Source organism: Cupriavidus yeoncheonensis, from assembly GCF_905397275.1.
In the GTDB taxonomy this organism is placed as follows: domain Bacteria; phylum Pseudomonadota; class Gammaproteobacteria; order Burkholderiales; family Burkholderiaceae; genus Cupriavidus; species Cupriavidus yeoncheonensis.
Map to the genome: position 1 here is coordinate 17,160 of NZ_CAJPUY010000020.1, position 22,335 is coordinate 39,494.

The window sequence follows — 22,335 nt, forward strand, 5'->3', positions numbered from 1 at the left end:
ACGGTAACCAGTCTAGTCTGCCGGAAGTGGGGGATCGGGGAGTTTTGTGTTCGGGTGCTGGACGCGCGATTGATTCGCCGGCGTAGCCGGCGAGTCACTTTTGGTCCGGGCGACAAGAGGCCGTTAACTTTCGTCGGCGGACGGCCGATAAGATCCGCTGGCTACCCGATCACTCCTGTCAAAACGCCACCCGCGCCGTCAGACTTACGCTCCGCGGATCTCCCGGCTGCAGATAGTTCTCGTACTGGAACCCCCAATACTGCCTGTTCGTCAGGTTGTTCAACGCCGCCCGCAGCGTCACATCCTTGCCCGCCAGGCGCGTGCTGTAGGTAGCCCCGAGGTTGAACACCGTATAGCCCCCCGCCTGCAGCGTATTGGTGGCGTTGACCTTGATGTTGCCGGTGTATTTGCCATCGACGCCAATGCGCAGGCCCGGCACGAACGGTACGCGGTAGCTCACGCGGCCGGCCAGCACCAGGTTCGGCGCGCCCGCCACGCGGTTGTCGGCGTTCGGATTGCCCTTGTCATAGTAGGTGTCGAGAACCATCGCGCTGCCGCCGAATTCCCACTGCGGGCCCAGACGGTACACGCCGGCCAGCTCCACGCCCTGGTAGATCGAGGTGCCATCCTGCCGGCGCGTCGGCACGCCGCCGCTGACGCTGTCGTACTCCGCGCCGCGCTCGATGCGGAACAGCGCGGCGGTGGCGCTCCACTTCTGCTGGTCAGCCTTGACGCCAAGTTCGTACTGCTTGCTGCGGATCGGGCTGAGCAGCTGGCGCGCGTTGGTAAAGCCGTCCGGCACGATCGAGCCGGGCTCCAGTGCTTCCACGTAGCTGGCGTAGACCGTGGCGGCCGGCACCGGCTTGAACATCAGCGCCAGGGTCGGCGTGATCACGCCGTTCTTCGTGTAGCTGGAAGTCACGGGCACGTACCCGTTCTGCTCGAAATTGGTCACCCGCAAGCCCGCCAGCACCGACCAGCGTTCGGTGAGCTGTACGGTGTCGCTGGCGAAAGCCGATTTCTGCGTGATGTCGCTGTTGCGCACCTTGTTGAACGCCGTCGAGCTGAAGTAGGTATTGGTGTTCGGCGCGTAGAGATTGCCGGTGCCGATCTGGCCGCCAAAGCCGTTGTTGTCGTAGCGGTCGATCTGCTTTTGCCACGAGAGGCCCGCGACGACCTGGTGGCCGAACTGGCCGGTGCGGAACCTGCCCTCGAGCATCGCCTGCCACTGGCCCACCTGCTGGTTCTGCGCGGTGTCATAGCGCTGGTCGTTGTAGTCGCCGGCCTGGTTCAGTAGGTTGTAGGTGCTCTCGTTGCGGCTGCGGTTGACCTTGTTGAAGCTGTAGTTGGTGCTGACTGCCCAGTCGGGGTTGATCTGGTAGCGCAGTCCCGTGGTGTAGAGCTGCAGGGTGGTGTTCAGGTGCTGGTCGTTGCCGGCGAAATTGCCGATACGCCCGGACACGTTGGCGGGCAGTGCGGTGTCGCCGTAGGACCACAAGCTGAACGATGGCATCTGGCCGGTCGAGCGGCGGTCCTGGTAGATCGAGTCAAAGGTCCAGGTCAGGTCCCTGGTCAGGCGCGCATCGAGGCCCAGCGAGACGGTGTCGCGGTTGATGTTGCGTGCGTTGTACGGCGTGCCTTCCTCATGCGTGTAGTTGAGCCGGTAGCCGAACATATTGTCCGGGCCCGCGCGGCCACCGAGGTCGACGTGTTCGCTCCAGACATTGGCGGCGCGATAGCCGAGCTCGAACGCGGCGGTGAAGGTCTCGGTCGGCTTTTTGGTGACATAGTTGACGATGCCGCCCGGCGTGGCAAAGCCGTACATGAAGCCCGGCAAGCCCTTGAGCAGTTCCACCTGTTCCATGTGCTCGTACGGCAGCGTGATGCCGTAGGCGATGAACGGCAGGCCGTTGATCTTGTAGCCGTTCTGCCAGTCGATCTGCAGGCCGCGCACGGACAGGTAGCTGGACCAGCTGTTGTAGCCATTGCTGTTGTCGGTGACGGACGCGTCCATCGCGAACACGTCGCCGAGCTTGCTGACCTGGCGGTCGGCCAGGTCCTCGCCGGTGACGATGGTGGTGGAGTACGGTGTATCGAGCTGCGCGCGCGAGCCGAGCGCACCGGTGCTTGCCTTCCTGTCGAGCTGCAGCCCGGCGTCGTCGACCGCGGCGGCGCTGACCGTCACGGTCGGCAGCGACTGGGCACTGCCGGTGGCCGGCGCCCCATCCTGTGCCAGGGCCGTGCCGACGGGAAAGCCTGTCAGGACGGCAAGCTGGGCCAGCGCGGCAAGCTGGTGGCGACGGGGCATTGAGGAGGGACTGGTTCGGACAGGGGAGGGCAGGCAGCGCATGGATCAGACGATAATGTCAATACAAATGCGAGTGATTCGCATTACGTAAGATGCGAATAATGCCTACCCTACGGGTCATGCGTCAAGGGAAAAGGGGCTTACTCAAGGCCGCAACAACGGGTCATGTGCCGCATGCGCTGTTTTTGCCTGGAGGGTGATCTGGGGCAAACCGCCGCATTGACGCGGCATTGGCGCGCGCCCAGCCGCGTTGCGCGACGTGGTGTCCGTCCTGCGGGCCATGGCGCTGCAGCGAAGCAGCGCCCGGCGCCATCGTGTGCTATCGCAGCGGCTACCGTTCTGCCGAGGCCAGCGCAGGCTCGGGGAAAGTCATCGCCTCATAGCGCACGAAATGCGACTTGCGCACGGCGCGATAGCCCAGCCAGATGAGCAGGAAGATGGGAATGCCGATATAGGTGGCCGTCACGGCAATCCAGTCGATCTTGCCGTCCACAAAGGCCTGGTAGTTCTGCCCGAGCGTCACGGCCAGGCACAGCGCGAACGCGAATACCGGCCCATAGGGAAAGAACGGCGAACGGTATGGCAAGGCGTCCAGGTCCCGGCCTTGCGCCACGTAGCCCTTGCGGAAGCGGTAGTGGCTGACGGCAATGCCCAGCCATGCGATGAAGCCCGTCATGCCCGACAGGTTCAGCAGCCACAGGTAGACCGCCTTGCTTTCGAACAGCGAGGTCAGGAAGCACAGCGCGCCAACCGCGGTCGTGGCCAGCAGCGCCACCAGCGGCACGCCATTGCGCGTGAGCCGGGCGAAGAGCGCGGCGCGCGGCCTTCGGTAGCCAGGTTGTAGAGCATGCGGGTCGATGCGTACATCCCGGAATTGCCGGCGGACAACACCGCCGTCAGGATCACCGCATTCATCACGCCCGCGGCGAAGGCCAGGCCGGCGTGGCGGAACACCAGCGTGAACGGGCTGACGCCGACGGTGGCGACATCGTTCTTGAGCAGGCTGGGATCGGCGTACGGAATCAGGATGCCGATGATCAGGATCGCCAGCACATAGAACAGCACGATGCGCCAGAACACCTGGCGCACCGCGCGCGGGATATTCCTGGCCGGATCCTCCGATTCGCCGGCGGCCACGCCGATCAGCTCGGTGCCCTGGAACGAGAAGCCCGCGATCATGGCCACGCCGATCATGGCGGGCAGGCCGCCGACGAAGGGCGCATCGCCCGCCGTCAGGTTGGCCAGGCCCTGCGTCTGCGGGAAATCGCCGCGCAGGATGCCGAAGATCATCAGCGTGCCCGTGATGATGAATGCGATGACCGTGATTACTTTCACCAGCGCGCACCAGTACTCCGCTTCGCCGAAGCCGCGCACCGAGATGGCATTGAGCGCAAACATCAGGCCGAGGAACAGCGCGCTCCAGAGAATGCCCGGCGTGTCGGGAAACCAGTACTGCATCACGAGTTGCGCCGCCGCGAGTTCCACGGCGATGGTCACGGCCCAGTTGTACCAGTAGTTCCAGCCGAGCGCGAAGCCGAAGCCCTCGTCGACATAGCGCGCGCCATAGGTGGCGAACGATCCGGAAACCGGCATGTAGGCAGCCAGCTCGCCGAGGCTCGTCATCAGGAAATAGACCATGGCGCCGATCAGCACATAGGCCGCCAGCGCGCCGCCGGGGCCGGCCTGCGCGATGGTGGCGCCCGAGGCCACGAACAAGCCCGTGCCGATCGAGCCGCCAATGGCGATCATGGTGAGATGGCGCGCGCGCAGCGTGCGCCGCAGGCCGGGCGCGTGCGCGCCCACGGAAGGTGGCTGGGTGGTCATAAGGCGAATGAGGTCAGGGCGCCGGCAGGGGAGTGCCGGACCCCGGGGCGCCCGTGGCCGCTCTACGCCGCTTTATGTCGCCTTACGTCGCTTTACGCCGGTATCCGCCCCAAGCCCGCACCGGTCATGCCGGACGGCAAAGAGGGCGCGATCATAAGAGAAAACCGTTGGGAGGGAAAGTTTCGCCGCTACAGCCCGAGCTGTCGCGCGGCCAGGTCCTTCATGATCTCTTCCGCCCCGCCGCCGATCATCATCACCTTGACCTCGCGATACAGCCGCTCCACGCGGCTGCCGCGCATATAGCCCATGCCGCCCAGCAATTGCACCGCCCGGTCGGCGCAGAACTGGAACGTGCGCGTGGCCATGTTCTTGGCCATGGCGATCTGCGCGACCGGCGCGGCGCCATCGTCAAGGCGGCTCGCCAGGTCGTCCAGCATCGCCCGCGTGGCCTCGATGCGAGTGGCCATGTCGACGAGCTGATGGCGTACCACCTGGTGGTCGGCCAGTCGCTTGCCGAAGGTGTGGCGCTCGCGCGCCCATGCCAGGGCGTCGTGGAAGCACACCTGCGCATAGCCGCAGGCCGCGGCCGCCAACGCCAGGCGCTCGTGGTTGAAGTTCTTCGTGATCGCGGCGAATCCCTTGCCTTCCTCTCCGATCAGGCTCCCGGCCGGCACGCGGCAATGGTCGAAGAAGAGCTGTGCGGTGTCGGACGCCCACCAGCCCATCTTCTTCAGCTCCGTGCGCGACAGGCCCGGCGTATCGCCTTCGATCAGCAGCAGCGACACACCGCCCGAGCCAGGGCCGCCGGTGCGCACCGCCACCGTGAAGTAGTCCGCCCGCATGCCGGAGGTGATGTACAGCTTGGTGCCGTTGACCACGTATTGATCGCCGTCGCGTCGCGCCGTGGTGCTCAGGTGCGCCACGTCGGAACCCGCGCCGGGCTCGGTGATGGCCAGCGCGGAGATCTTCTCGCCGGACAGGATCTGCGGCAGCACGCGCGCCTTCAGGGCATCGCTGCCGACGGCGGCGATCGGCGGCGCGCCGATGGTGTGCGAGAACAGGCCCGAGGCAATGCCGCCGGAGCCACCCCAGGCGCGCTCCTCGAACAGGATCATGCGATAGAACGCGTCGCAAGGCGCACCGCCATAGGCTTCCGGAAAACCCGGCTGCAGCAGTCCGGCTTCGGCGGCCTTGCGGTACAGCTCGCGCGGAAAGCTGCCGGCTTCGTCCCACGCTTCGGCATGCGGAGCGACTTCCTTCTCGAAGAAGCGGCGCACCGACGCGCGGAACGCTTCGTGTTCGGCGGTGTAGTAGCGCGGATTCGGTGGTTGCAGGGCCATGTTCTCGGGCATCGTCGGCTCACTCGGCGGAGGGTTCGGCCGCGGGTGCCAGGCAACCGGGCAACTGGTACAGCGGGAAGCCGTTGAATGGCTCGGAGCGCTGGTGCGCAGGCAGGGCCCAGGTGTGCTTGGCGTTGGGCACGCCGCCGTCGACGCGCAAGGTGGATCCCGTGATGAATGCCGCCGCCGGAGAAAGCAGGAAGACCACCGCCGCCGAGACCTCGGCCTCGGTGCCGAGCCGCTGCAGCGGCACCTTGCGCGCGAGCTGGCGGATCTTTTCCTGGAAGTCCGGCGGATAGGTGTCGAAGCCGCTCGAGGCAATCCAGCCCGGCGCCACCGCGTTGACGCGCACGCCCGACGCGGCCCATTCGCACGCCGCGGTCTCGGTAAACGACAGCATGCCCGCGCGCGCCGCACCCGAATGACCCATGCCCGGCATGCCGTTCCACATGTCGGCGATGATGTTGACGATGGCGCCGCCGTTGGCTTCCATCCATTGCGTATAGCACTCGCGCGCGACCAGGAAGCCGCCGGTCAGGTTGTTGCGCACCACGGCTTCCCAGCCCTTCAGGCTGATATCGCGCAGCGGCGACGGGAACTGCCCGCCGGCATTGTTGAAAAGCCCGTCGATGCGGCCATGCGCGGCCAGCACGCCGGCAACGGTCTGGCGCACCTGGGCCTCGTCGCGGATGTCGCACACGTGCAGCGAGATGCGCGACGCGGCGCCGGGCTCGGCGGCGATGATTTCGGCGCGGACCTGTTCGAGCTTCTCGAGCTTGCGGCCGGCCAGCGCCAGGCCGCTGCCCAGGCTGGCCAGTTCATGCGCGGTGCAGCGGCCGATGCCGCTGCCGCCGCCCGTGACCAGCACGGTACGTCCGGCGAACAGCTCGCGGTGGAAGACGGAACGATATGTCATGCGTGGCTCCGGGTTCAGGGATTGGCGCTCAGGCCGAGCCGTTTCACGAGCTTGCCCTGGCTGTCATAGCGCTGGCGCGCGAACGCGGCATAGCCGCTGCTGTCGAGGTAGGCCATCTCCTGGTCGAGCCGGTCCAGCATCTGCTGCATGGCCGGCTCGTACAGGGCCTTGCGGAACGCGTCATGCAGCACCTGCACGGTTGGCGCGTCCATGCCGCGCGGCCCGGCGATGCCGAACGGCGAGGTCGAGACCATATCCAGCCCCACGTCGCGCAGCGTGGGCACGGCCGGCCAGCGGCGCGAATGCCCGGCCGTCCACAGCACCAGCCAGCGGGCCTTGCCACTGTCGACATACGGGCCGATGCCGCCCGCGGTCACGCCCAGGTCGATATGCCCGCCGATCATCGCCGCGATGATCTCGGACTCGCCCTTGTATGGCACGTGGTTGAGGCGGATGCCGAGTTTCTGGCCGATCTCTTCCATGGTCACGTGCATGGTGCTGTTGGTGCCCGTGGTGCCGTAGCTGATCTTGCCCGGGTTGCGCCGCGCGTCCTCCACCATGTCCTGCCAAGACTTCCACGGCGCGTCGGCGCGCACGGCCACGCCAAGCGAGTAGCCCGTGAGGTGGATGACATAGGTGAAGTCCTGCATCGGGTCGAACTGCGTCTTCTGCAGGTGAGGCAGGCGGAACACGGGCTCGGGCATGATCGTCAGCGTGTAGCCGTCGGGTTTGGCGCGTGCGACGACATTGGCGCCCAGCACGCCCGCGGCGCCGGGGCGGTTCTCGACCACGACCGGCTGGCCCAGGTGCTTGCTCGCGCCATCGGCGAGCGTGCGCACCAGCGTATCGGTGGCGCCGCCGGCCGCGAACGGCACCACCAGCGTTACCGGCCGCGCCGGGAATCCCGCCGCCCGCGCGTGGCCGCAGGCCAGCGTGCCCAGCGGCGCCAGGATGCCGAACGCCGCCAGCGCGAGGCTGGTACGGCGCCGGTCGTCGATGACTTCAGTCTTCTCGGCCTGCATGGCGCGCTCCCCAAGGCTATTGCTCGTTAGAAAGAATCAGGGCGTCCAGTGCCACCGCGCCTTGTCCCTCCTGGCGCACCAGCAGCGGGTTCACTTCCATTTCGCGCAGGCGCTCGCCCAGCGCCATGGCGGCATCGGACAGCGCGGCGATGGCGGCCGCGGCGGCTTCGACGTCGGCCGCGGGCTTGCCGCGAAAGCCGGTCATCAGGCGGTAGCCGCGCAGGCTGGACAGCATCTCGCGCGCCATGGTGCGATCCACCGGCAGCAGGCGGTGCGCGACGTCGTGGAAGATCTCGGTGAAGATGCCGCCCAGGCCCACCGTCATGGCCGGGCCGAACACCGGGTCGCGCGTGACGCCGACGATCAGCTCGCACACGCCGCTGGCCATCTGCTGCACCAGCACGCCGCGCTGCCCGGCCTGCGGCATCGCCTGCACCGCATTGGCAACGACCTCCGCCGCGGCCGTGCGTACCTGCTGCGCATCAGCCAGGCCCAGGCGCACGCCGCCGACTTCGGTCTTGTGCGCGATGTCCGGGCTCAGCACCTTGACCACGACCGGGTAGCCGATGCTGTCGGCGGCGCGGGCGGCCTCTTCCGGCGTGGCGGCGACCGCTTCGGCGCCGATCGGCACGCCAAAGCCGGAGAGCCACTGCTTGGCCTGGTGCTCGTCCGTGGCGGCGCCTGGCAGATAGCCGCCCGAGCGGGTCGATGCCTGGGCGCGCAGGTCCATCCAGCGCGCGGTCGGCGCGGCCGTGTCGAGCCAGCCCACGTAGGTGCCCAGCGCCTGCGCGGCGCGCGCGACATCCGGGAACAGTGCCACGCCGGCGGCCGCCAGCCGTGGCCGGCTGGCGGGCTCGCCGGTGGTGGCGACCACGATCAGGCGCTTGGTCTTCGCGGCCACCTCGATCAGCTCGTCGGCGACGCGGTCGAGCAGGTAGGCGGTGGCGTAGATGAAAATCACATCGGTGCCGTCGTCGGCGGCCAGGTTGTCCAGCACCGCAAAGGCCAGGCCATTGCGGTTGAAAAGCTGGCCGGTCATGTCGACCGGGTTGGCCACGCCGCCGATCTCGGGCACCGCGGCCCGCAGGCGCTGCTGCACCGCATCCGACAGGCGCGGGACTTCCAGGCCCGCGGCGCTGAGCAGGTCAGCCGACAGCGCGCCCATGGCGCCGGACACCGACGCCACCACCACGCGGCGCCCGGCGCTGCGCTGGCGGAAGCCCGACAGATAGGCCAGGTCGGTCAGGTGCGCCGGGTCGCGCGCCTGCATGGCGCCCAGCTGCGCGAAGGCCGCGCGGTAGATGGCCTTGTTGCCGGCCAGCACGGCCGTGTGCGATTGCGTGGCGCCGGAGCCGGCCTCGCTTTCGCCGGCCTTGAGCACGATCAGCGGCTTGCCGGCGGCGCGCAGGCGCGCGGCGGCCTCGATGAACCGGGGGCCATTGCGCAGGCCCTCCAGGTAGCCGACCACGGCGCCGGTCTGCGCGTCATCGGCCAGGTAGTCCAGGTAATCGGCATAGTCCAGGCAGGCTTCGTTGCCGGTGTTGATGAACTGGTGGAAGCCCACGTCCGTCTGGCGGCCGGTGGCATAGACGATGGCGCAGACGTTGCCGCTCTGCGTCAGCAGGCTGACATGGCCCGGGCCGTCCTGCGGCGGGAAGGCGCGGAAGGTGGTGGCGAACGCGGTGATGGCGCGCGTGGTCAGGTTGGCCAGGCCCATGCAGTTGGGGCCTGCAATGGCCATGCCGGTTTCGCGCGCGAAGGCCGTCAGTTCGGCTTGCCGGGCCACGCCGGCCTCGCCGGCTTCGGCAAAGCCCGAGGCATAGAGGATGGCCGCGCGGATACCCACCGCGTGGCAGCGCCGCAACTGCGGCAGGACTTCTTCGGCGCCGAGCGCGAGCACGGCCACATCGGGCGCCGCCGGCAGCGACTCGACATCCGGGTAGCAGGCCAGCCCGGCGATCTCCGCGTAGCGCGGGTTGACCGGGTAGACCGTGCCCCGGTAACCAAGGCGCTGCAGGTGGTCCAGCGCCACGCCGCCGATGCGGCTGGTATCGCGCGAGGCGCCGATGATGGCAATGGAAGCGGGTTCAAGCAGCCGGGACAGGGCGGCGCGGTCTGGCCGCGGCGCCGTAGCGGTAAAGGTCATCATCATCTCCATCCTTCCTGTGCCGGAAGGTGGAGCGATTCAAGCCCATGGGGACGTACGGCGGCAAGCGAAGCAGCCCAGACTGTGCACATTGTGAACGGAACCGGCGCGGGCACCGTGGAGGCATGCTGCGCCGCAATGTGGCCTCACGGCTACCTTTGCCCACGCGCGGCGGTGTATCTTGTGAGATATCGGACGCGCCCATGCGGCCAGCCGGCGCCTGCGCGGCGCAGCGGAGACAACCCAGTGCACCTGAACTGCAATACGTCCAGCCTGTTGCCACCCATGACCGGTCCGGCCCGCAGCTGGCAAGCGTGCTGGCGGCGCCTGGCCTCTGTTGCCACCGCAGTCGCCTGCGCCGGTGTGCTGGCCGGCTGCGCGAGCTTGCCGGCCTCTGCCGAGCGCACGCCTTCAAGCGCCCTGGCTGTGACCACGGACACGCCGCTGGGCAAGGCGCTGGCGCCGCGCCTGGCGCAGCATCCGGGCGAGTCGCTGCTCTACCCGCTATCGACCGGCCCCGACGCGCTCGCCGCGCGCCTTGCCATGGCGCGCGCGGCGCAGCGCAGCCTGGACCTGCAGACCTATATCTTCGAGCCCACGGGCACCGGCGCCGCCGTGCTTGGCGACATCATCGACGCCGCCGACCGCGGTGTGCGCGTGCGCCTGCTGCTGGACGACATGCATACCGGCGGCCTGGACAAGGTGCTGGCCGCGATCGACTCGCATCCCAATATCGAGGTCAGGCTGTTCAACCCTTTCGCCAACCGCGGCGCGCGCTGGCTGGAGATGCTGTGGAGCTTCAGCCGGCTGGACCGCCGCATGCACAACAAGTCGATGACGGTGGACAACCAGATATCGCTGGTCGGCGGGCGCAACGTGGGCGATGCCTATTTCTCCGCGCGTGCCGACATGGACTTCAGCGACCTCGACGTGCTCGTCGCGGGGCCGGTGGTGCCGCAGGTATCGGCGGTGTTCGACGAGTACTGGAACGATGCCTCGTCGTACCCGGTGGCGGCGCTGATTCCCGAAGGCAAGGATGCGCCCGGGGAGACGCGCGCCTTGCGCAAGCGGCTCGAAGCGCGGGGCGACCAGGCCAAGGCCAGCGCCTATGTCCAGGAGCTGCTCGATTCGGGCCTCGCGAAGGGCATCGAAAGCGGCCACATGCCGGCCTATAGCGGCAAGGCCACCGTGGTGTCCGACAAGGCCGCCAAGATCACCGAGCAGACCCCGGGCGACGGCTATGCCACGGTGCGCCTCGAACGCCTGATCAGCGCCGCGCAGAACGAGGTGGTGCTGGTGTCGCCGTATTTCGTGCCGGACGCTGACGGCGAGGCATGGCTCATCGCCATGGCGAACCGGGGTGTCCACGTGCGTATCCTGACCAATTCCTTCGCGGCGACCGACGTGAGCGCCGTGCACGCCGGCTACGCGCCCCATCGCGAGGCGCTGGTGGCGGCCGGCATCGAGCTGTACGAACTCAAGCCGGGCGCCTATGCCGAACTCGCGCAGCAGGGCAAAGGGGCGGGCTCGGGCTCCCGTTCGCGCACGTGGCTGGCTTCGAGCCGCGCGAGCCTGCATGCCAAGAACTACATCGTCGACCAGCACCTGGTGTTCATCGGCTCGCTCAACATGGATCCGCGCTCGGCCAAGCTCAATACCGAGATGGGCGTGGTGCTGGACAGCGCGGCGCTGGCCCAGCGCATCCTGAAGGGCATGAACGACCGCCTGCCCGACATCGCCTACCGGCTCGAACTGCGCCAGAGCCCGGACGGCAGCTCGCGCCACCTGACCTGGACGACCCGCGAGCAGGGTGAATTGAAGACCTACGACAGCGAGCCGGACATGGGCCCCTTGCAGCAGCTCGGCGTTGGCTTGCTGCGCGTGCTCCCGATCAGGGAAGAGTTGTAAGGCGCGGGCGGATGCTGCGCAGCGACCTGATTCTCAGGCCTGCACCGCCTCCCGCTTTCTGGCCATCGGTCGCCTCGTTTCAGGCACCCCCAGCGTCTGTTCCAGCATATCCAGAAACACGCGCACGCTGGCCGGCATCAGCTTGCGCGCGGGCATCAGCACGTAGACTTTCAGCGGCGATGAGGAGTAGGCCGGCAGCACGCGCACGAGCTGCCCTTGCCGGACCTGCTCCAGCACGAAGCGCGGTGACAGCCGCGCCACGCCCAGGCCGTCGATGGCGGCCTTCAGGCGCAGTTCGGCGTTGTGCGTGCAGATGCGCGGCTCGACATCCAGGCGCGCGGTTTCGACGTCGTCGCGCAGGAATTCCCAGAAATGGTCGTCGGCGTTGCCGAGCGTGGGCCAGCCGGCCAGGTCCTGCGGCGTGCGCGGCAGGCCGCGGTCGCGGATCAGGGAAGGCGCGGCATAGAAACCGCGCTCGATCAGCACGACGCGCTTGCTGGCGAACGAGGTGTCCTGCAGCCGCGTGTTGGTCATGACAAAGGCCAGGTCGTAGCCGTGGCGGATCAGGTCGGGCTGGTCCCAGCTCACATCCACATGGATGCGCAGGCGCGGATGCAGCCGCATCAGGCGGCTCAGCCCCTCGGACAGGTGCTGCGACCCGACTTCGTACGGCGTGGAGATGCGCAGCACGCCGCTGACCTCGTCGCTGACGGACGCCGCTTCCGCGCTGATCTCATGCAGTTCGGCAAACAGCGGCGCCACGCGGTCATAGAGCCGCTGGCCGCGCTCGGTCACGCGCACGCGCCGCGTGGTCCGCTCGAACAGCCGCACGCCAAGCTGGCTCTCCAGCCGCGCCACCGCGGCACTGGCCGATGACTTCGGCACTTCGGCCAGTTCGGCACCCTGGGTAAAGCCGCCGCCTTCCACCACGCGGCAGAAGATCTCCCAGTCCTTCCATTCGATTGTCTTCATGCGGGGGCTCCGGCGTCAGCGCCGCCCCGGGGCGATTGCGGTCAGTCTCTGGCTGAGGTGACGGGGGGCATTTGCTGCCCGATTGTCCCACAGTGTGGACAATGGCGCGGTATGGAAACCGCGCCGACCGGCGGGCATGATGTCCTCATGCTCGCCGGTCGGGAATCACCGGGTCGGGATTCCCAACCTGCACTGACATTCAGTTGATGATCGGGTTCTTCTTCTGCATGTCGTCCTTGATCATTTTCGCCCAGGCCGCGCCGACCTGCCGCTCCGTCAAGTAACCGCGCTTGCGGGTGTCGAGCTTGTCAAAGCGCTTGTAGACCTCGGGCATGCCGGCCTGAGCCTCTTCGCGGGTCAGCTTGCCGTCATGATTGGTGTCAGCTGCCTTGAAACGCTCGGAGAACCACTTCTTCCGGTCGGCCGGCGTCATTCCCTGCGGCGGCTGCGGTACTTCGTTGACATCCGTGGTGGGTGGAGAGGCCGGAGCGGCCGCCGGTGTCTGCGGTTGTGCGGGTTGTGCTGGTTGTGCGGGTTGTGCACCGACGCCCGCGCTGGCGAGGCCTGCGGCGATTACCAGGGCACTGGCAAGGGATTTGAACCGGATCATATTCTTCTCCTCTCTCATTTTCATTTGTGTTGCGCCCCGGGGGAGCGCCGGTAACGGGCAGTGCATGAGCGTACTTCCAGTAGTCGCTTCGATGGGCTGTGCCTGCCTTTGCGCATCGCCTCCTTTCTGCGCCCACGGACCCTCGACTCCCTACCCTCCGAAGGAGCGACCCGCGGTTCAGTCTAGGTCGGCCTGAAACGATGGACAAATCAGTCCCAATCTGACAACTCCGCAGTACTGATCGTCCCCGGCCTCGCCAGCCGTGTTGTTCCTCCTTTTCGCCTTGACAATTTACGCGGTAAATATACGATGTAAATCAATCTGCGGAGGACCGCACCCGCATTCCTGAATTCCCGATCACCAGATGGCCAAGAAGAACCTGTCCCAGTCCGATATCGACGCCTTCAAGGCGCGCCTGTGCGAGGTGGCCGAACGTCGCTTCGCGGAAGGCGGCGTGGAGAGCGTCAGCATGCGGCAGCTTGCCGCCGAGCTTGGCTGCAGCGCGATGACGCCGTACCGCTATTTCCGCGACAAGGACGAGATCCTCGCGGCGGTGCGTGCCGCGGCTTTCGATCGCTTTGCCTTGGCCCTGGAGTCGGCCGGGCAAGGCGTGGCCGACCCACGCGAGCGCGCACACGCCACGGGGCGCGCCTACCTGGAATTCGCGTTCTCGCAGCCCGATGCGTACCAGCTGATGTTCGATATGTCCCAGCCCGGTCAGGACCGCTATCCGGAACTGGCCAGGGCGGGCGAACGCGCGCGCCGCACCATGGGCGCCGGCATCCAGATGCTGGCGCAGGCCGGACAGGTCTATGGCGATCCCGAAGTGCTCAGCTACGTGATCTGGGCCGCCATCCACGGCCTGGTCGTGCTGCGCCTGGCGGGCAAGCTGCCGGAGCAGCCCGACTTCGATACCGTGCATGCCGAAATGATGCGCCTGCTCGCCGTCGGCCTGCGTACACCGCCTGATGCCGCAGCCGCGACACCGCCAATGCCACGGAGCCTCGCATCATGAGCCTGCCGTTCCCCGCCTCGCCCTACCTCAGCGGCAACTTCGCGCCCATCCTCATGGAGTGCGATGCCCATGACCTGCCCGTCACCGGCGTACTGCCGCGCGCCCTGCATGGCACGCTGTACCGCAACGGGCCGAACCCGCAGTTCGCGCCGCGCGACCCGTACTACCACTGGTTCATCGGCGACGGCATGGTGCATGCCTTCCATATCGAGGACGGCCGCGTGCGCTACCGCAACCGCTGGGTGCGCACCAACAAGTTCAAGCGCGAACGCGCCGCCGGCCGCGCACTGTTCGGCAGCTGGGGCAACCCGGCTACGACCGATGCCAGCGTGGCGGGAGAAGAGAATGGCGTCGCCAATACGAACATCGTCTGGCACGCCGGCCGCCTGCTCGCGCTGGAAGAGGCCGATCTGCCGGTGGAGCTCGATGCCGGCAACTTGTCGACGCGCGGTGACTGCACGTTTGGCGGCAAGCTGTCCGGCGCCATGACCGCGCACCCGAAGACCGACCCTGTCACTGGCGAGATGGTGTTCTTCGCCTACGCGGCGGATGGTCGCTTCACACCAGGCATCCGCTACGGCGTGGTCAACGGCGAAGGCCGCCTGACACGCCTGGAACATTTCGAAGCCCCGTTCAGCAGCATGATCCACGACTTCATGGTGACTTCGCGGCATGTGCTGTTCCCCGTCCTGCCGCTCACCGGCAGCATGGCGCGGGCCACGCGCGGCGAGCCGGCCTATTCGTGGGAGCCGCAGCTTGGCGCGCATATCGGCATCATGCCGCACCATGGCGATGCCGCACAGATACGCTGGTTCCGCGGCGAGGCATGCTACGTCTTCCACGTGATGAACGCCTGGGAAGACGGCAGCCGGATCCTCGCGGACGTCATGCAGTACGATGCGCCGCCGCTGTTCAACCCGAACGCCAGTGGCCCGGGCAGCCGCGCGCGGCTGTGCCGCTGGACCTTCGACCTCGATGCCGGCACCGACACGTTCCAGCGCACCTGGCTGGACGACATGCCGGGCGAGTTTCCGCGTATCGACGATCGCTTCGCCACGCTGCCCTATCGCCATGGCTACTTTGCCTCGCGCCAGCAGGAAGAGGCGCTCCCCGGCAGCTACGACACGCTGGTCCACCTCGACCTTGGCACCGGCCGGCGCAGCGTGCACGCCTTGCCGCAAGGCGATGCCATTTCCGAACCGGTGTTCGTGCCGCGCACGCCGGACGGCCCCGAAGGCGACGGCTGGCTGCTCGCCACCGTCTTCCGTGGCAACGAGCAGCGCAGCGACCTGGTGGTGTACGAAGCGGGAGATATCAGCCGCGGCCCGATTGCCGCCGCGCATTTGTCGCACCGCGTGCCGTTCGGCTTCCACGGCAACTGGCGCCCGGCGCAATGAGGGACCGATATCCACGAGACCGGAGACTGACATGGGCCTGCTGACTGGCCTGCTGCCGTTCATCGCCTTCTTCATCGGCATGCGTACCTTGTCTCCCGTAGCGGGACTCGCGGCGGCCTGCGCGGTCTCGCTATACCTCTGCCTGCGCATGTGGCGGCGACGTGAATCGCTCAAGGTGCTGGAAGCCGGCAGCCTGCTGCTGTTTGCGGGGCTGCTTGCCTATACGGTGCTGGCCGCGCCGCACTGGACCGTGGCCACCGTGCGGCTGGCCGTGGACAGCGGGCTGCTTGCCATCGTCGTGGCGTCGCTGCTGATCAACAAGCCGTTCACGCTGCAGTACGCAAGGGAACGCGTGCCCGCGGAGCTTTGGCAGTCGCCGCGCTTCCTGGCCGTGAACCGGCACATCACGCTGGCGTGGGCCGCGGCGCTGGCCGTGATGGTCGCGGCGGATGCCGCCGCGGAGTACCTGCCCGCCGTGCCGCTGTGGATCGATGTGGCGGCGACGCTGGCCGCGTTTGCGGGCGCGGTCGCCTTCACGATCCGCTACCCGCAGGCGGTGCGCCGCGCGGCCGGCTTGCCCGGCGCGGGCGCCGGACAACCGCTTCAGTAGGGCTGGTCGCCGGGACGGATGGCGAGGCCGAGCGTTTCGGCGATATCCGTCATGTCTTCGTCGTCCTCGCTGCGCGTGATCCAGCCGCCGTAGGCATCGCCATCGGTGTCCCAATTCCACAGCGTGTAGCCGGCCACGCGCAGTTGCTGGTGGGCCAGTTCCATCAGTTCGGGCACGCTGGTGCTTTCCAGGAAGCTCTCGTCCTCGGGGTCGTCGCTGCCCCAGTCGATCTCCAGGTCCATGCGCTCGCAAAGCTGGTTCATGCAGCCGATAAAGGACTCGCAGTCCTTCCAGTCCACGTAGAAGCCCGACTGCCAGTCGATCACCTCGCGGATCACCCACAGCAGTTCCTGCCCCTCGGTGTCGTCGTCCTCGGCGTCCAGCAGCGCGTCCGAGAACAGCGCGGTCTGCGCCTCGGTCTGCGCGATGTCGCCCAGGTTGATCAGCGCGAACAAGCGGTGGATGGCGTCCTGTTTATCGTCGTCCAGTGGTGTGACCATGATCTGTTTCCTTGTCTGATTCTTGCCATTCAGGCAGCAATGCCGACGATCTCGCGCTGTCCGCGCGGCGTGACCCGCAGCGCGCGCGATGCCGGCGTGGCCTCTACCCAGCCGCGCTGCAGCAGGCTGCCGAGCAGCGCCGCGCCCAGCGCGCCGCCAAGATGCGGCTTGCGCTCGCTCCAGTCGGGGCAGGTGCAGGCGAACTGGCGCCGCTTGCGGCGCGCGGCGTCCACGTCGATGCCTAATCGCGACATCGCCTGCGCGCCATCGCCGCTCAGGTCCACGGCATTGCCGTCGACCAGCAGCCACCCCGCGCGCGTCATGCGGTCAAACAACCCGACCGCGAGCTCGCCGGCCAGATGATCGTAGCAGGTGCGCGCCTGCCTGAGCGCAGGCGGCGCCGCACGCGACACCGGCACGTCACGCAGCCGCGGCGGACGGCTCGCCAGCGAGGCCGAGGCCAGCGCCTCGATGGCAACACCGATCTCGGGCGCGGCCAGCCGGTAGTAGCGATTGCGCCCGCGCGTCTCCACCGCCAGCAACCCGCCTTCGCTGAGGCGGGTCAGGTGCCCGCTGGCAGACGACGCGGACAGTCCCGCGATCAGCGCGAGTTCGCCGGCGGGCCGTGCGCTGCCGTCCATCAGCGCCCACAGCATGGCCGCACGGCCGGGGTCGGCCAGCAGGCCGGCCAGCTGGCTGATGCCTGGGGTGTATTCCATGGTTCATTGGGGGGTGAAGGATGGGATGGAGTATAGGCGGGATCGTGTGTATCATGGTGTCGGACAAAAGTTCGCTTACTAAACAAAACTTGCCTTACTAAACAAAAGTTGGCTTACCTGAAACAAAAGTGGGCTTACAAATGTATTAACGGTCCGCGGATGGCTCGAGTCTGAGGGCCATTACCTCCGTTTCAACGACTGGGAGTTCCCTTTATCTGCTCATTCCTTACGGAGTCACTGCAGATAATGATGTCCCCGCCGGTTAGGGCATGCACACCAGACGCCCCAGTCCGTGATCGGTCTGTCGTCAAAACTACGGGGCCTAACCGACCCAGACCTGACGTGATCACGTCGAAGCCGCCGCCAACATGAATCAATTGCGACGACTTGCTTCGTCCGCAATGCCTCCCGACGTTTCGATTGCGGGCCTGGGTGAATTCCACAATCTCCATAGCAGAATCTGCGCCCAGAATTGTCGGCAGCATGAAACTCGCGTCAAGCACTACATCTTGCAACACGCACGATCATCAAGTGTGGTTCTTCGGGATCGCAGCGCGCCGGTAGGTGGCGTTGCGCTCGGCGCCGGCACCTATGGTGCGAGACTATGCGCCTACGATTACGTTGTCCGTTCAGTGTTTGACCGCTGTGGAGTTTGCTTCGCCGGTTGTCATGCAGATTCAAGGAATGAATCTGTTCGAGTATCTATGCTGAAGGGCGAAGGGCGAAGGGCGAAGGGCGAAGGGCGAAGGGCGAAGGGCGAAGGGCGAAGGGCGAAGGGCGAAGGGCGAAGGGCGAAGGGCGAAGGGCGAAGGGCGAAGGGCGAATGTGTGCGCGGAATAAAAGTTGGGAAGCAACTTCCTGAAAGGTTGGGAAAGCGGCAAAGATTGCTGGAATCCCAAGCCAGATAAGGCTTCCCAACTTTATGGGATCTTGTGGATCTTGCTGTTCCGGCAGCTCATCGCACCCGTGTGCGACTTGGAGCTCGCAGACCACAACTTGCAATCGCGGCCTGTATCGTCACTGACTTCTGCCTGCCCAATACGAACATATTAGGTCGGATTTGTCGGCTTGCATTAGAAGCCAACAACGCGGAAGCGTTCAATGTTGCCCGTCAGCCATTTGGGACGTTTGCCTAATCCGTTCCAACTTCGTCCTGTTGCTGGATCGATGAACTGCGGAGAGCGCTTAATCCTGAGCGCGGTTTGCTTCCGAGCGTCGAGCATCAAAGGATGCTTGATGGACCCTGCGTTCTCCTGCAAGAGCTGCGGCATGTCTCGGGGCTCTAGTCCAACGCTGGCCAGCAAGTGCAGAATCTCCTCAATCGCGCGCTTTCGCTCGCGCAACCACGCCCTTTGAATCGCGGCGTCCAGCAGCAGCAGGCGGGTCTTCAAGGCCGGGTACTGAAGGTCCATGCATTTTCCTCCCACCCCATAGAGTGAGTGCCGCGGTGAGGCGAACCGTTTGGCTGAACAGATGCGGCTGGTCGCTATTTTTGAGTGCTCTGCAACCCCTCAGCTCGGCGTAGCAGTTCCGACAGCGTGAGTGACAGCGCTTGTGCAAGGGCTTCCATTGTCAGCAGACGAGCCTCTGCCGCACCACGCTCCACCTTACTCAACGAAACGGAATGAACGCCGGACCTCTCGCTGAGCTCTTGCTGAGTGAGTCCGGCTTGTTCGCGAGCGATTCGGACTGCCTGTCCGAATGCGTGAAGAAGGTCCATCCTATCCGATAGTGATCTTGGAGCACCTCTCTTCTACCCATAGTCGTGTGCCGGGTACAGAACTCTATAGCTAAATTTTTAGTGTTTACGCTAAAATACTTAACATTCCGTAGCGCGGTCCCGCGAGGCGGCAATGGACAAGCGACGTTAGTCCGTTGGTGTGCTCATCGCAGGACCCATTAAGACTCTTTTCCACGATGCTACTAACGAAGTTCGAATGGCACTTGGGCGTGTTCGCGGATGCAGACAACTCCCTGTTCGCCTCATGGAAGGGGCTCGCTATTACCCCGCCTGCCTTTTTCCTCTACCCCCCGCTTTCCGATGCCGAGGGGGAGCGGGAGGTGGCTCTCATTCATTCCATCGACGAACTGATCGAGGTACTCGCGAGCATGCAGCCTGAACAGCCGGATGGGCAGCTTGCGGTCGATATTCTTACCGCGACCCGGGGCGTTCAGCCGGTGTGCGAGCTTTGGAGCTATGAGAGTGCGCAGGAACCTGGCCTGTACTACGCCTACCTGGGGCGGGACGGCCGCTTGGAACCCTGCCATCGGGAGCAACCACGGGGCATGACCCGGCTTCGGCGCCTGTACACACTCGGTACACACGCGGATAGCGATGGCGAGCTGTGTGCGCAAGCCGCGTGAGTTGCCGAAGCAGACTGCCATCTTGCCACGGGCTAAATCCTATTTCTGACTCTACGATGCAAGTCCCCGACGATTTTCCGCGCAACCCGTTCCCAGCGAGCCTCGCCGGCACACAGGCCAAGTTTGCTGCCCGCATGATCAACGGCAGATGCGTCGTCGGACTGACCGACGACGAGCGCGCCGAGCGCTACGCAATGTGCCTGGATCTGGTCGAGCAGCTCGTCGCGTACTGCCGACGCAAATCGCTTGAGCAACCAACCCGGAGCCCGAATGAACTGCTCGGCTGGGTGGAACGTGGCGTGCGCAACAAGCAGGCGGTCTGGCAACTCGGTGGGCCGGAGGTCGACTGGATCGTTGCTCAAATGCGCAGGTCTTACAAATTGAACTCCGATGAGATCGATGGTCGGGAAAGCTAGAAGGAGTGAACGAAGCCATGCTACGCGTAACCGTTGAACTGATGCCCGGCGGCAGAGTGCAGGGCCGGCGCACACTGGCGACGGCCGATATCGGTCGGATTCGCTCCGGCGCTCTGGCGGACTACGAGATCGATATGGAGGAGGATCTGTTGCCGAACCCTTGGGGCGGGACGCTTCAGGACTATCCCCGCTGGTCTGCCAGCGTGTGGGATCTGGTGGCGCGCAGTATTGCGGTAGCGCTCGCTGGGAAAGAAGAGTTGCCCCCACGACCGGATCAGCCACAGGTTCCAGTTCACCTTTCGGCGGGTCGGACTTCCCACGTCAGACTGGAAGAGATTCCTGAACCGACGCGCAGCTACTTCGCCCACAACATTCGAGGTTCCACACGACCCATTATCGACGAGGCACCAGATCCGCTCGGATGTGCCTATTCCTGGGACTGGAACGATTTTCTCGCTGGAGGAGAAATTGATGTTCTGGCAAACACCTGACGTGGCGGTAAAGCCCGAGATCGATCTGGCTTGCTGGGCGGTAGTCGAGACCGATAAGGATGAACGGCACCTGGTTGGAATCGATCCGGCGACAGGAGCGGGGCAGGTCAGCAGTGCCATTGCGGTCTTCGATGCGAGCACCATGGAGTTCCGAACGGTCAGTGGCCGGCTCTATCGGATGCGCGACGCCAGTAACTTGGCGGACGATGCCCGTTATGCATGGGATCGCTGGGCGACGTTTAATGGGGTGCAGTCATGGCGGGACGTGACCACCGAGTACAAGCCAGCCATGGAAGCCTATCTTAGGAAGGATTGATGCTCCGACAAGCCCCTGACGTGCCCACGGAGCCGTCCGTTGAGCTGGCCGGCTGGTTGGTGATGGAGACGGAGCGCGGCGAGCGACACTTGGCGGGTATCAACGTGTCCAGAGGAACGGCTCGGGTCAGCAGAGTGATCGAGACGCTCGACGCGAGCACCATGCAGGTTACCACTCAGAGCGGTCGTGTCTAACCGGCTTCGAGGAATCGGAAGCGTCGCAACGGAAGCTCGTCTGGCATGGGGTCTATGGTGTCGCGGCAATACAGTGTTGTGGTGGCGCGAGGTCACGGAAGAGTACGAGCCGGCGATGCGGGCCTATTTGTCCGGATCAGATTACCTGGCAGTAACCAACACGGGAGAGGACGCAAATGCTGCGTGTAACCGTCGAATTGCTTCCAGGTGGCCGCGTGCAGGGCCGCCAGACGCTGGCCACGGCCGACATTGGTCGGATTCGTTCTGGCGCTCTGGCGGACTACCAGGTCGAGATGGAAGAAGGGCTGTTTCCTGATCAAGTTTGGAGCGGCGCGCTGCAGGACTATCCGCGCTGGTCCGCCAGCGTGTGGGACCTGGTTGCCCGCAGCATCGCGGTCGCGCTGACGGGAAAGGAGGAGTTGCCCCCACGGCCGCAACTGCCGCAGGTGCCAGTTCATACCTTCGATGGCGGAATGCGGATTGTTCACCTGGATGAAATCCCAGAACCGACCCGGACCTTCTTTGAGCAAAACCTGCGTGGCTCAGGCACCCCCGGAGCAGGGATGGCGTTTGCTTGGGATTGGGACGACTTCCTGGCTGGCCAGCGATGAACGATCGCTTGGCAGCCGCCGCGCGCGAGATGGTTGCCGGTCTTGCCTGGTATCACTGCCTCACCGATGAGAAGCGGGCGGTTTGGCTGGACCAAGGGGCTGCACTGACCGGCGATCGAAATTCCCACTCGGCGTGGCTCGCGCTCAAAGCGCAGCGGCCGCAGACCGCTCAGCGCATTGTGGACAACGCCAATCTCGCCGAGGTCGACTTTGTTGCGCAACTGATCCTGCGGATGGACTAACGCATGGACTTTTCGCGACGGCTACCTTAATGGCCAGTCTCTGCTGGTCGACCACTGCCGAACTGTGGCCGTCTCTGACCGACCCTTCTGAGTCATTCGTCTACTCTGGTCGATGGGCCGAGCTGGCCGATGTTCTGCCGTTCGGCCCGAGTTCGGCTACGACGGCTGCTAGGCTAACAACGGACCTACGCCATTGCACTTCTACACAAATTCTCCTTCTTGCTGTCTTCCATCTAAGAACAGCTCGTGCCTCCCCTTAGTTGAAGGAACGTTAATGAACTCCTGTTCAATTGAGGAGTCCGCGCGCCGGCACGATAAACCGCTGTTTTGAAACGGTGTTTGATTTGATCCATACTAACATTCTGGGGAATACCGGACTCCATCGCAGCTCTAGTTGTAAATTCTTGTTGACTG

At 65.6% G+C, this 22,335-nt stretch carries 21 protein-coding genes and 1 pseudogene; 10 read left to right on the forward strand and 12 right to left on the reverse strand.

Annotated features, from left to right (window positions below):
* Positions 1 to 178: 178 nt before the first annotated feature.
* The 6 genes and pseudogenes from KHO22_RS24170 to KHO22_RS24195 all read right to left on the reverse strand — a co-directional run bounded on the left by KHO22_RS24170 (position 179) and on the right by KHO22_RS24195 (position 9,556).
* Positions 179 to 2,308 (reverse strand): TonB-dependent siderophore receptor, encoded by a 2,130-nt coding sequence (locus KHO22_RS24170; RefSeq protein ID WP_211949719.1) that lies wholly within the window; start codon positions 2,306 to 2,308, stop codon positions 179 to 181.
* Between the two features lie 331 nt (positions 2,309 to 2,639).
* Positions 2,640 to 4,132: pseudogene (locus KHO22_RS24175) on the reverse strand (amino acid permease).
* Between the two features lie 188 nt (positions 4,133 to 4,320).
* On the reverse strand, positions 4,321 to 5,472 hold the full coding sequence (locus tag KHO22_RS24180) for an acyl-CoA dehydrogenase family protein (RefSeq protein WP_211949720.1): 1,152 nt from the start codon (positions 5,470 to 5,472) through the stop codon (positions 4,321 to 4,323).
* A gap of 19 nt (positions 5,473 to 5,491) precedes the next feature.
* On the reverse strand, positions 5,492 to 6,388 hold the full coding sequence (locus KHO22_RS24185; protein ID WP_211949721.1) for an SDR family oxidoreductase: 897 nt from the start codon (positions 6,386 to 6,388) through the stop codon (positions 5,492 to 5,494).
* A gap of 14 nt (positions 6,389 to 6,402) precedes the next feature.
* Positions 6,403 to 7,410, reverse strand: coding sequence for a tripartite tricarboxylate transporter substrate binding protein (locus KHO22_RS24190; protein WP_211949722.1), 1,008 nt, complete (start codon positions 7,408 to 7,410; stop codon positions 6,403 to 6,405).
* Positions 7,411 to 7,426: 16 nt separating this feature from the next.
* Entirely contained in the window at positions 7,427 to 9,556 is a 2,130-nt protein-coding gene (locus tag KHO22_RS24195) for an acetate--CoA ligase family protein (protein WP_211949723.1), read from the reverse strand.
* Positions 9,557 to 9,802: 246 nt separating this feature from the next.
* Here KHO22_RS24195 and KHO22_RS24200 point away from each other — a divergent pair, with 246 nt between their 5' ends.
* Positions 9,803 to 11,464: a phospholipase D family protein gene (locus KHO22_RS24200; RefSeq protein WP_420839649.1), complete on the forward strand. Its 1,662-nt coding sequence runs from the start codon at positions 9,803 to 9,805 to the stop codon at positions 11,462 to 11,464.
* 33 nt (positions 11,465 to 11,497) lie between these two features.
* Here the strand turns inward: KHO22_RS24200 and KHO22_RS24205 are convergent, their stop codons facing one another.
* Together KHO22_RS24205 and KHO22_RS24210 are read right to left on the reverse strand one after the other, a co-directional pair.
* Positions 11,498 to 12,436, reverse strand: a complete 939-nt coding sequence (locus tag KHO22_RS24205; protein WP_211949724.1) for a LysR family transcriptional regulator — start codon at positions 12,434 to 12,436, stop codon at positions 11,498 to 11,500.
* Positions 12,437 to 12,635: 199 nt separating this feature from the next.
* Positions 12,636 to 13,046, reverse strand: a complete 411-nt coding sequence (locus KHO22_RS24210) for an EF-hand domain-containing protein (protein ID WP_211949725.1) — start codon at positions 13,044 to 13,046, stop codon at positions 12,636 to 12,638.
* A gap of 364 nt (positions 13,047 to 13,410) precedes the next feature.
* On the opposite strand from KHO22_RS24210, the gene KHO22_RS24215 reads away from it, so the two are divergent.
* Genes KHO22_RS24215 through KHO22_RS24225 form a run of 3 tightly spaced genes read left to right on the forward strand, consistent with a single transcriptional unit; the run spans position 13,411 to position 16,068 of the window.
* Positions 13,411 to 14,061 carry a TetR/AcrR family transcriptional regulator gene (locus KHO22_RS24215; RefSeq protein WP_211949726.1) on the forward strand — a complete coding sequence of 217 codons (651 nt, stop codon included), beginning with the start codon at positions 13,411 to 13,413 and terminating at the stop codon, positions 14,059 to 14,061.
* Entirely contained in the window at positions 14,058 to 15,458 is a 1,401-nt protein-coding gene (locus KHO22_RS24220; protein WP_211949727.1) for a carotenoid oxygenase family protein, read from the forward strand. Before KHO22_RS24215 ends, KHO22_RS24220 begins: the two co-directional genes overlap by 4 nt.
* 31 nt (positions 15,459 to 15,489) lie before the next feature.
* On the forward strand, positions 15,490 to 16,068 hold the full coding sequence (locus tag KHO22_RS24225) for a hypothetical protein (protein ID WP_230426994.1): 579 nt from the start codon (positions 15,490 to 15,492) through the stop codon (positions 16,066 to 16,068).
* On the opposite strand, the gene KHO22_RS24230 is transcribed toward KHO22_RS24225, so the two are convergent.
* From KHO22_RS24230 to KHO22_RS32895, 4 genes are all read right to left on the reverse strand, one after another.
* On the reverse strand, positions 16,062 to 16,568 hold the full coding sequence (locus tag KHO22_RS24230) for a DUF6630 family protein (RefSeq protein ID WP_211949728.1): 507 nt from the start codon (positions 16,566 to 16,568) through the stop codon (positions 16,062 to 16,064). The genes KHO22_RS24225 and KHO22_RS24230 overlap by 7 nt on opposite strands.
* Positions 16,569 to 16,597: 29 nt before the next feature.
* Complete coding sequence (locus KHO22_RS24235; RefSeq protein WP_211949729.1) at positions 16,598 to 17,287, reverse strand: ArsR/SmtB family transcription factor; 690 nt, start codon at positions 17,285 to 17,287, stop codon at positions 16,598 to 16,600.
* A gap of 1,073 nt (positions 17,288 to 18,360) precedes the next feature.
* Entirely contained in the window at positions 18,361 to 18,699 is a 339-nt protein-coding gene (locus KHO22_RS24240; protein ID WP_211949730.1) for an H-NS histone family protein, read from the reverse strand.
* Positions 18,700 to 18,773: 74 nt separating this feature from the next.
* Positions 18,774 to 19,007, reverse strand: coding sequence for a helix-turn-helix domain-containing protein (locus KHO22_RS32895; protein WP_211949731.1), 234 nt, complete (start codon positions 19,005 to 19,007; stop codon positions 18,774 to 18,776).
* 224 nt (positions 19,008 to 19,231) lie between these two features.
* Between KHO22_RS32895 and KHO22_RS24250 the strand changes: the two genes are divergently transcribed.
* From KHO22_RS24250 to KHO22_RS24275, 6 genes are all read left to right on the forward strand, one after another.
* Positions 19,232 to 19,651 carry a hypothetical protein gene (locus KHO22_RS24250; protein ID WP_211949732.1) on the forward strand — a complete coding sequence of 140 codons (420 nt, stop codon included), beginning with the start codon at positions 19,232 to 19,234 and terminating at the stop codon, positions 19,649 to 19,651.
* A gap of 56 nt (positions 19,652 to 19,707) precedes the next feature.
* Complete coding sequence (locus tag KHO22_RS24255) at positions 19,708 to 20,067, forward strand: hypothetical protein (RefSeq protein ID WP_211949733.1); 360 nt, start codon at positions 19,708 to 19,710, stop codon at positions 20,065 to 20,067.
* Between the two features lie 5 nt (positions 20,068 to 20,072).
* Positions 20,073 to 20,558: a hypothetical protein gene (locus KHO22_RS24260; RefSeq protein ID WP_338031366.1), complete on the forward strand. Its 486-nt coding sequence runs from the start codon at positions 20,073 to 20,075 to the stop codon at positions 20,556 to 20,558.
* On the forward strand, positions 20,539 to 20,874 hold the full coding sequence (locus KHO22_RS24265; RefSeq protein ID WP_211949734.1) for a hypothetical protein: 336 nt from the start codon (positions 20,539 to 20,541) through the stop codon (positions 20,872 to 20,874). Before KHO22_RS24260 ends, KHO22_RS24265 begins: the two co-directional genes overlap by 20 nt.
* A gap of 370 nt (positions 20,875 to 21,244) precedes the next feature.
* Positions 21,245 to 21,679 carry a hypothetical protein gene (locus KHO22_RS24270; RefSeq protein ID WP_211949735.1) on the forward strand — a complete coding sequence of 145 codons (435 nt, stop codon included), beginning with the start codon at positions 21,245 to 21,247 and terminating at the stop codon, positions 21,677 to 21,679.
* Positions 21,676 to 21,921 (forward strand): hypothetical protein, encoded by a 246-nt coding sequence (locus KHO22_RS24275; RefSeq protein ID WP_211949736.1) that lies wholly within the window; start codon positions 21,676 to 21,678, stop codon positions 21,919 to 21,921. Before KHO22_RS24270 ends, KHO22_RS24275 begins: the two co-directional genes overlap by 4 nt.
* Positions 21,922 to 22,335: the final 414 nt, after the last annotated feature.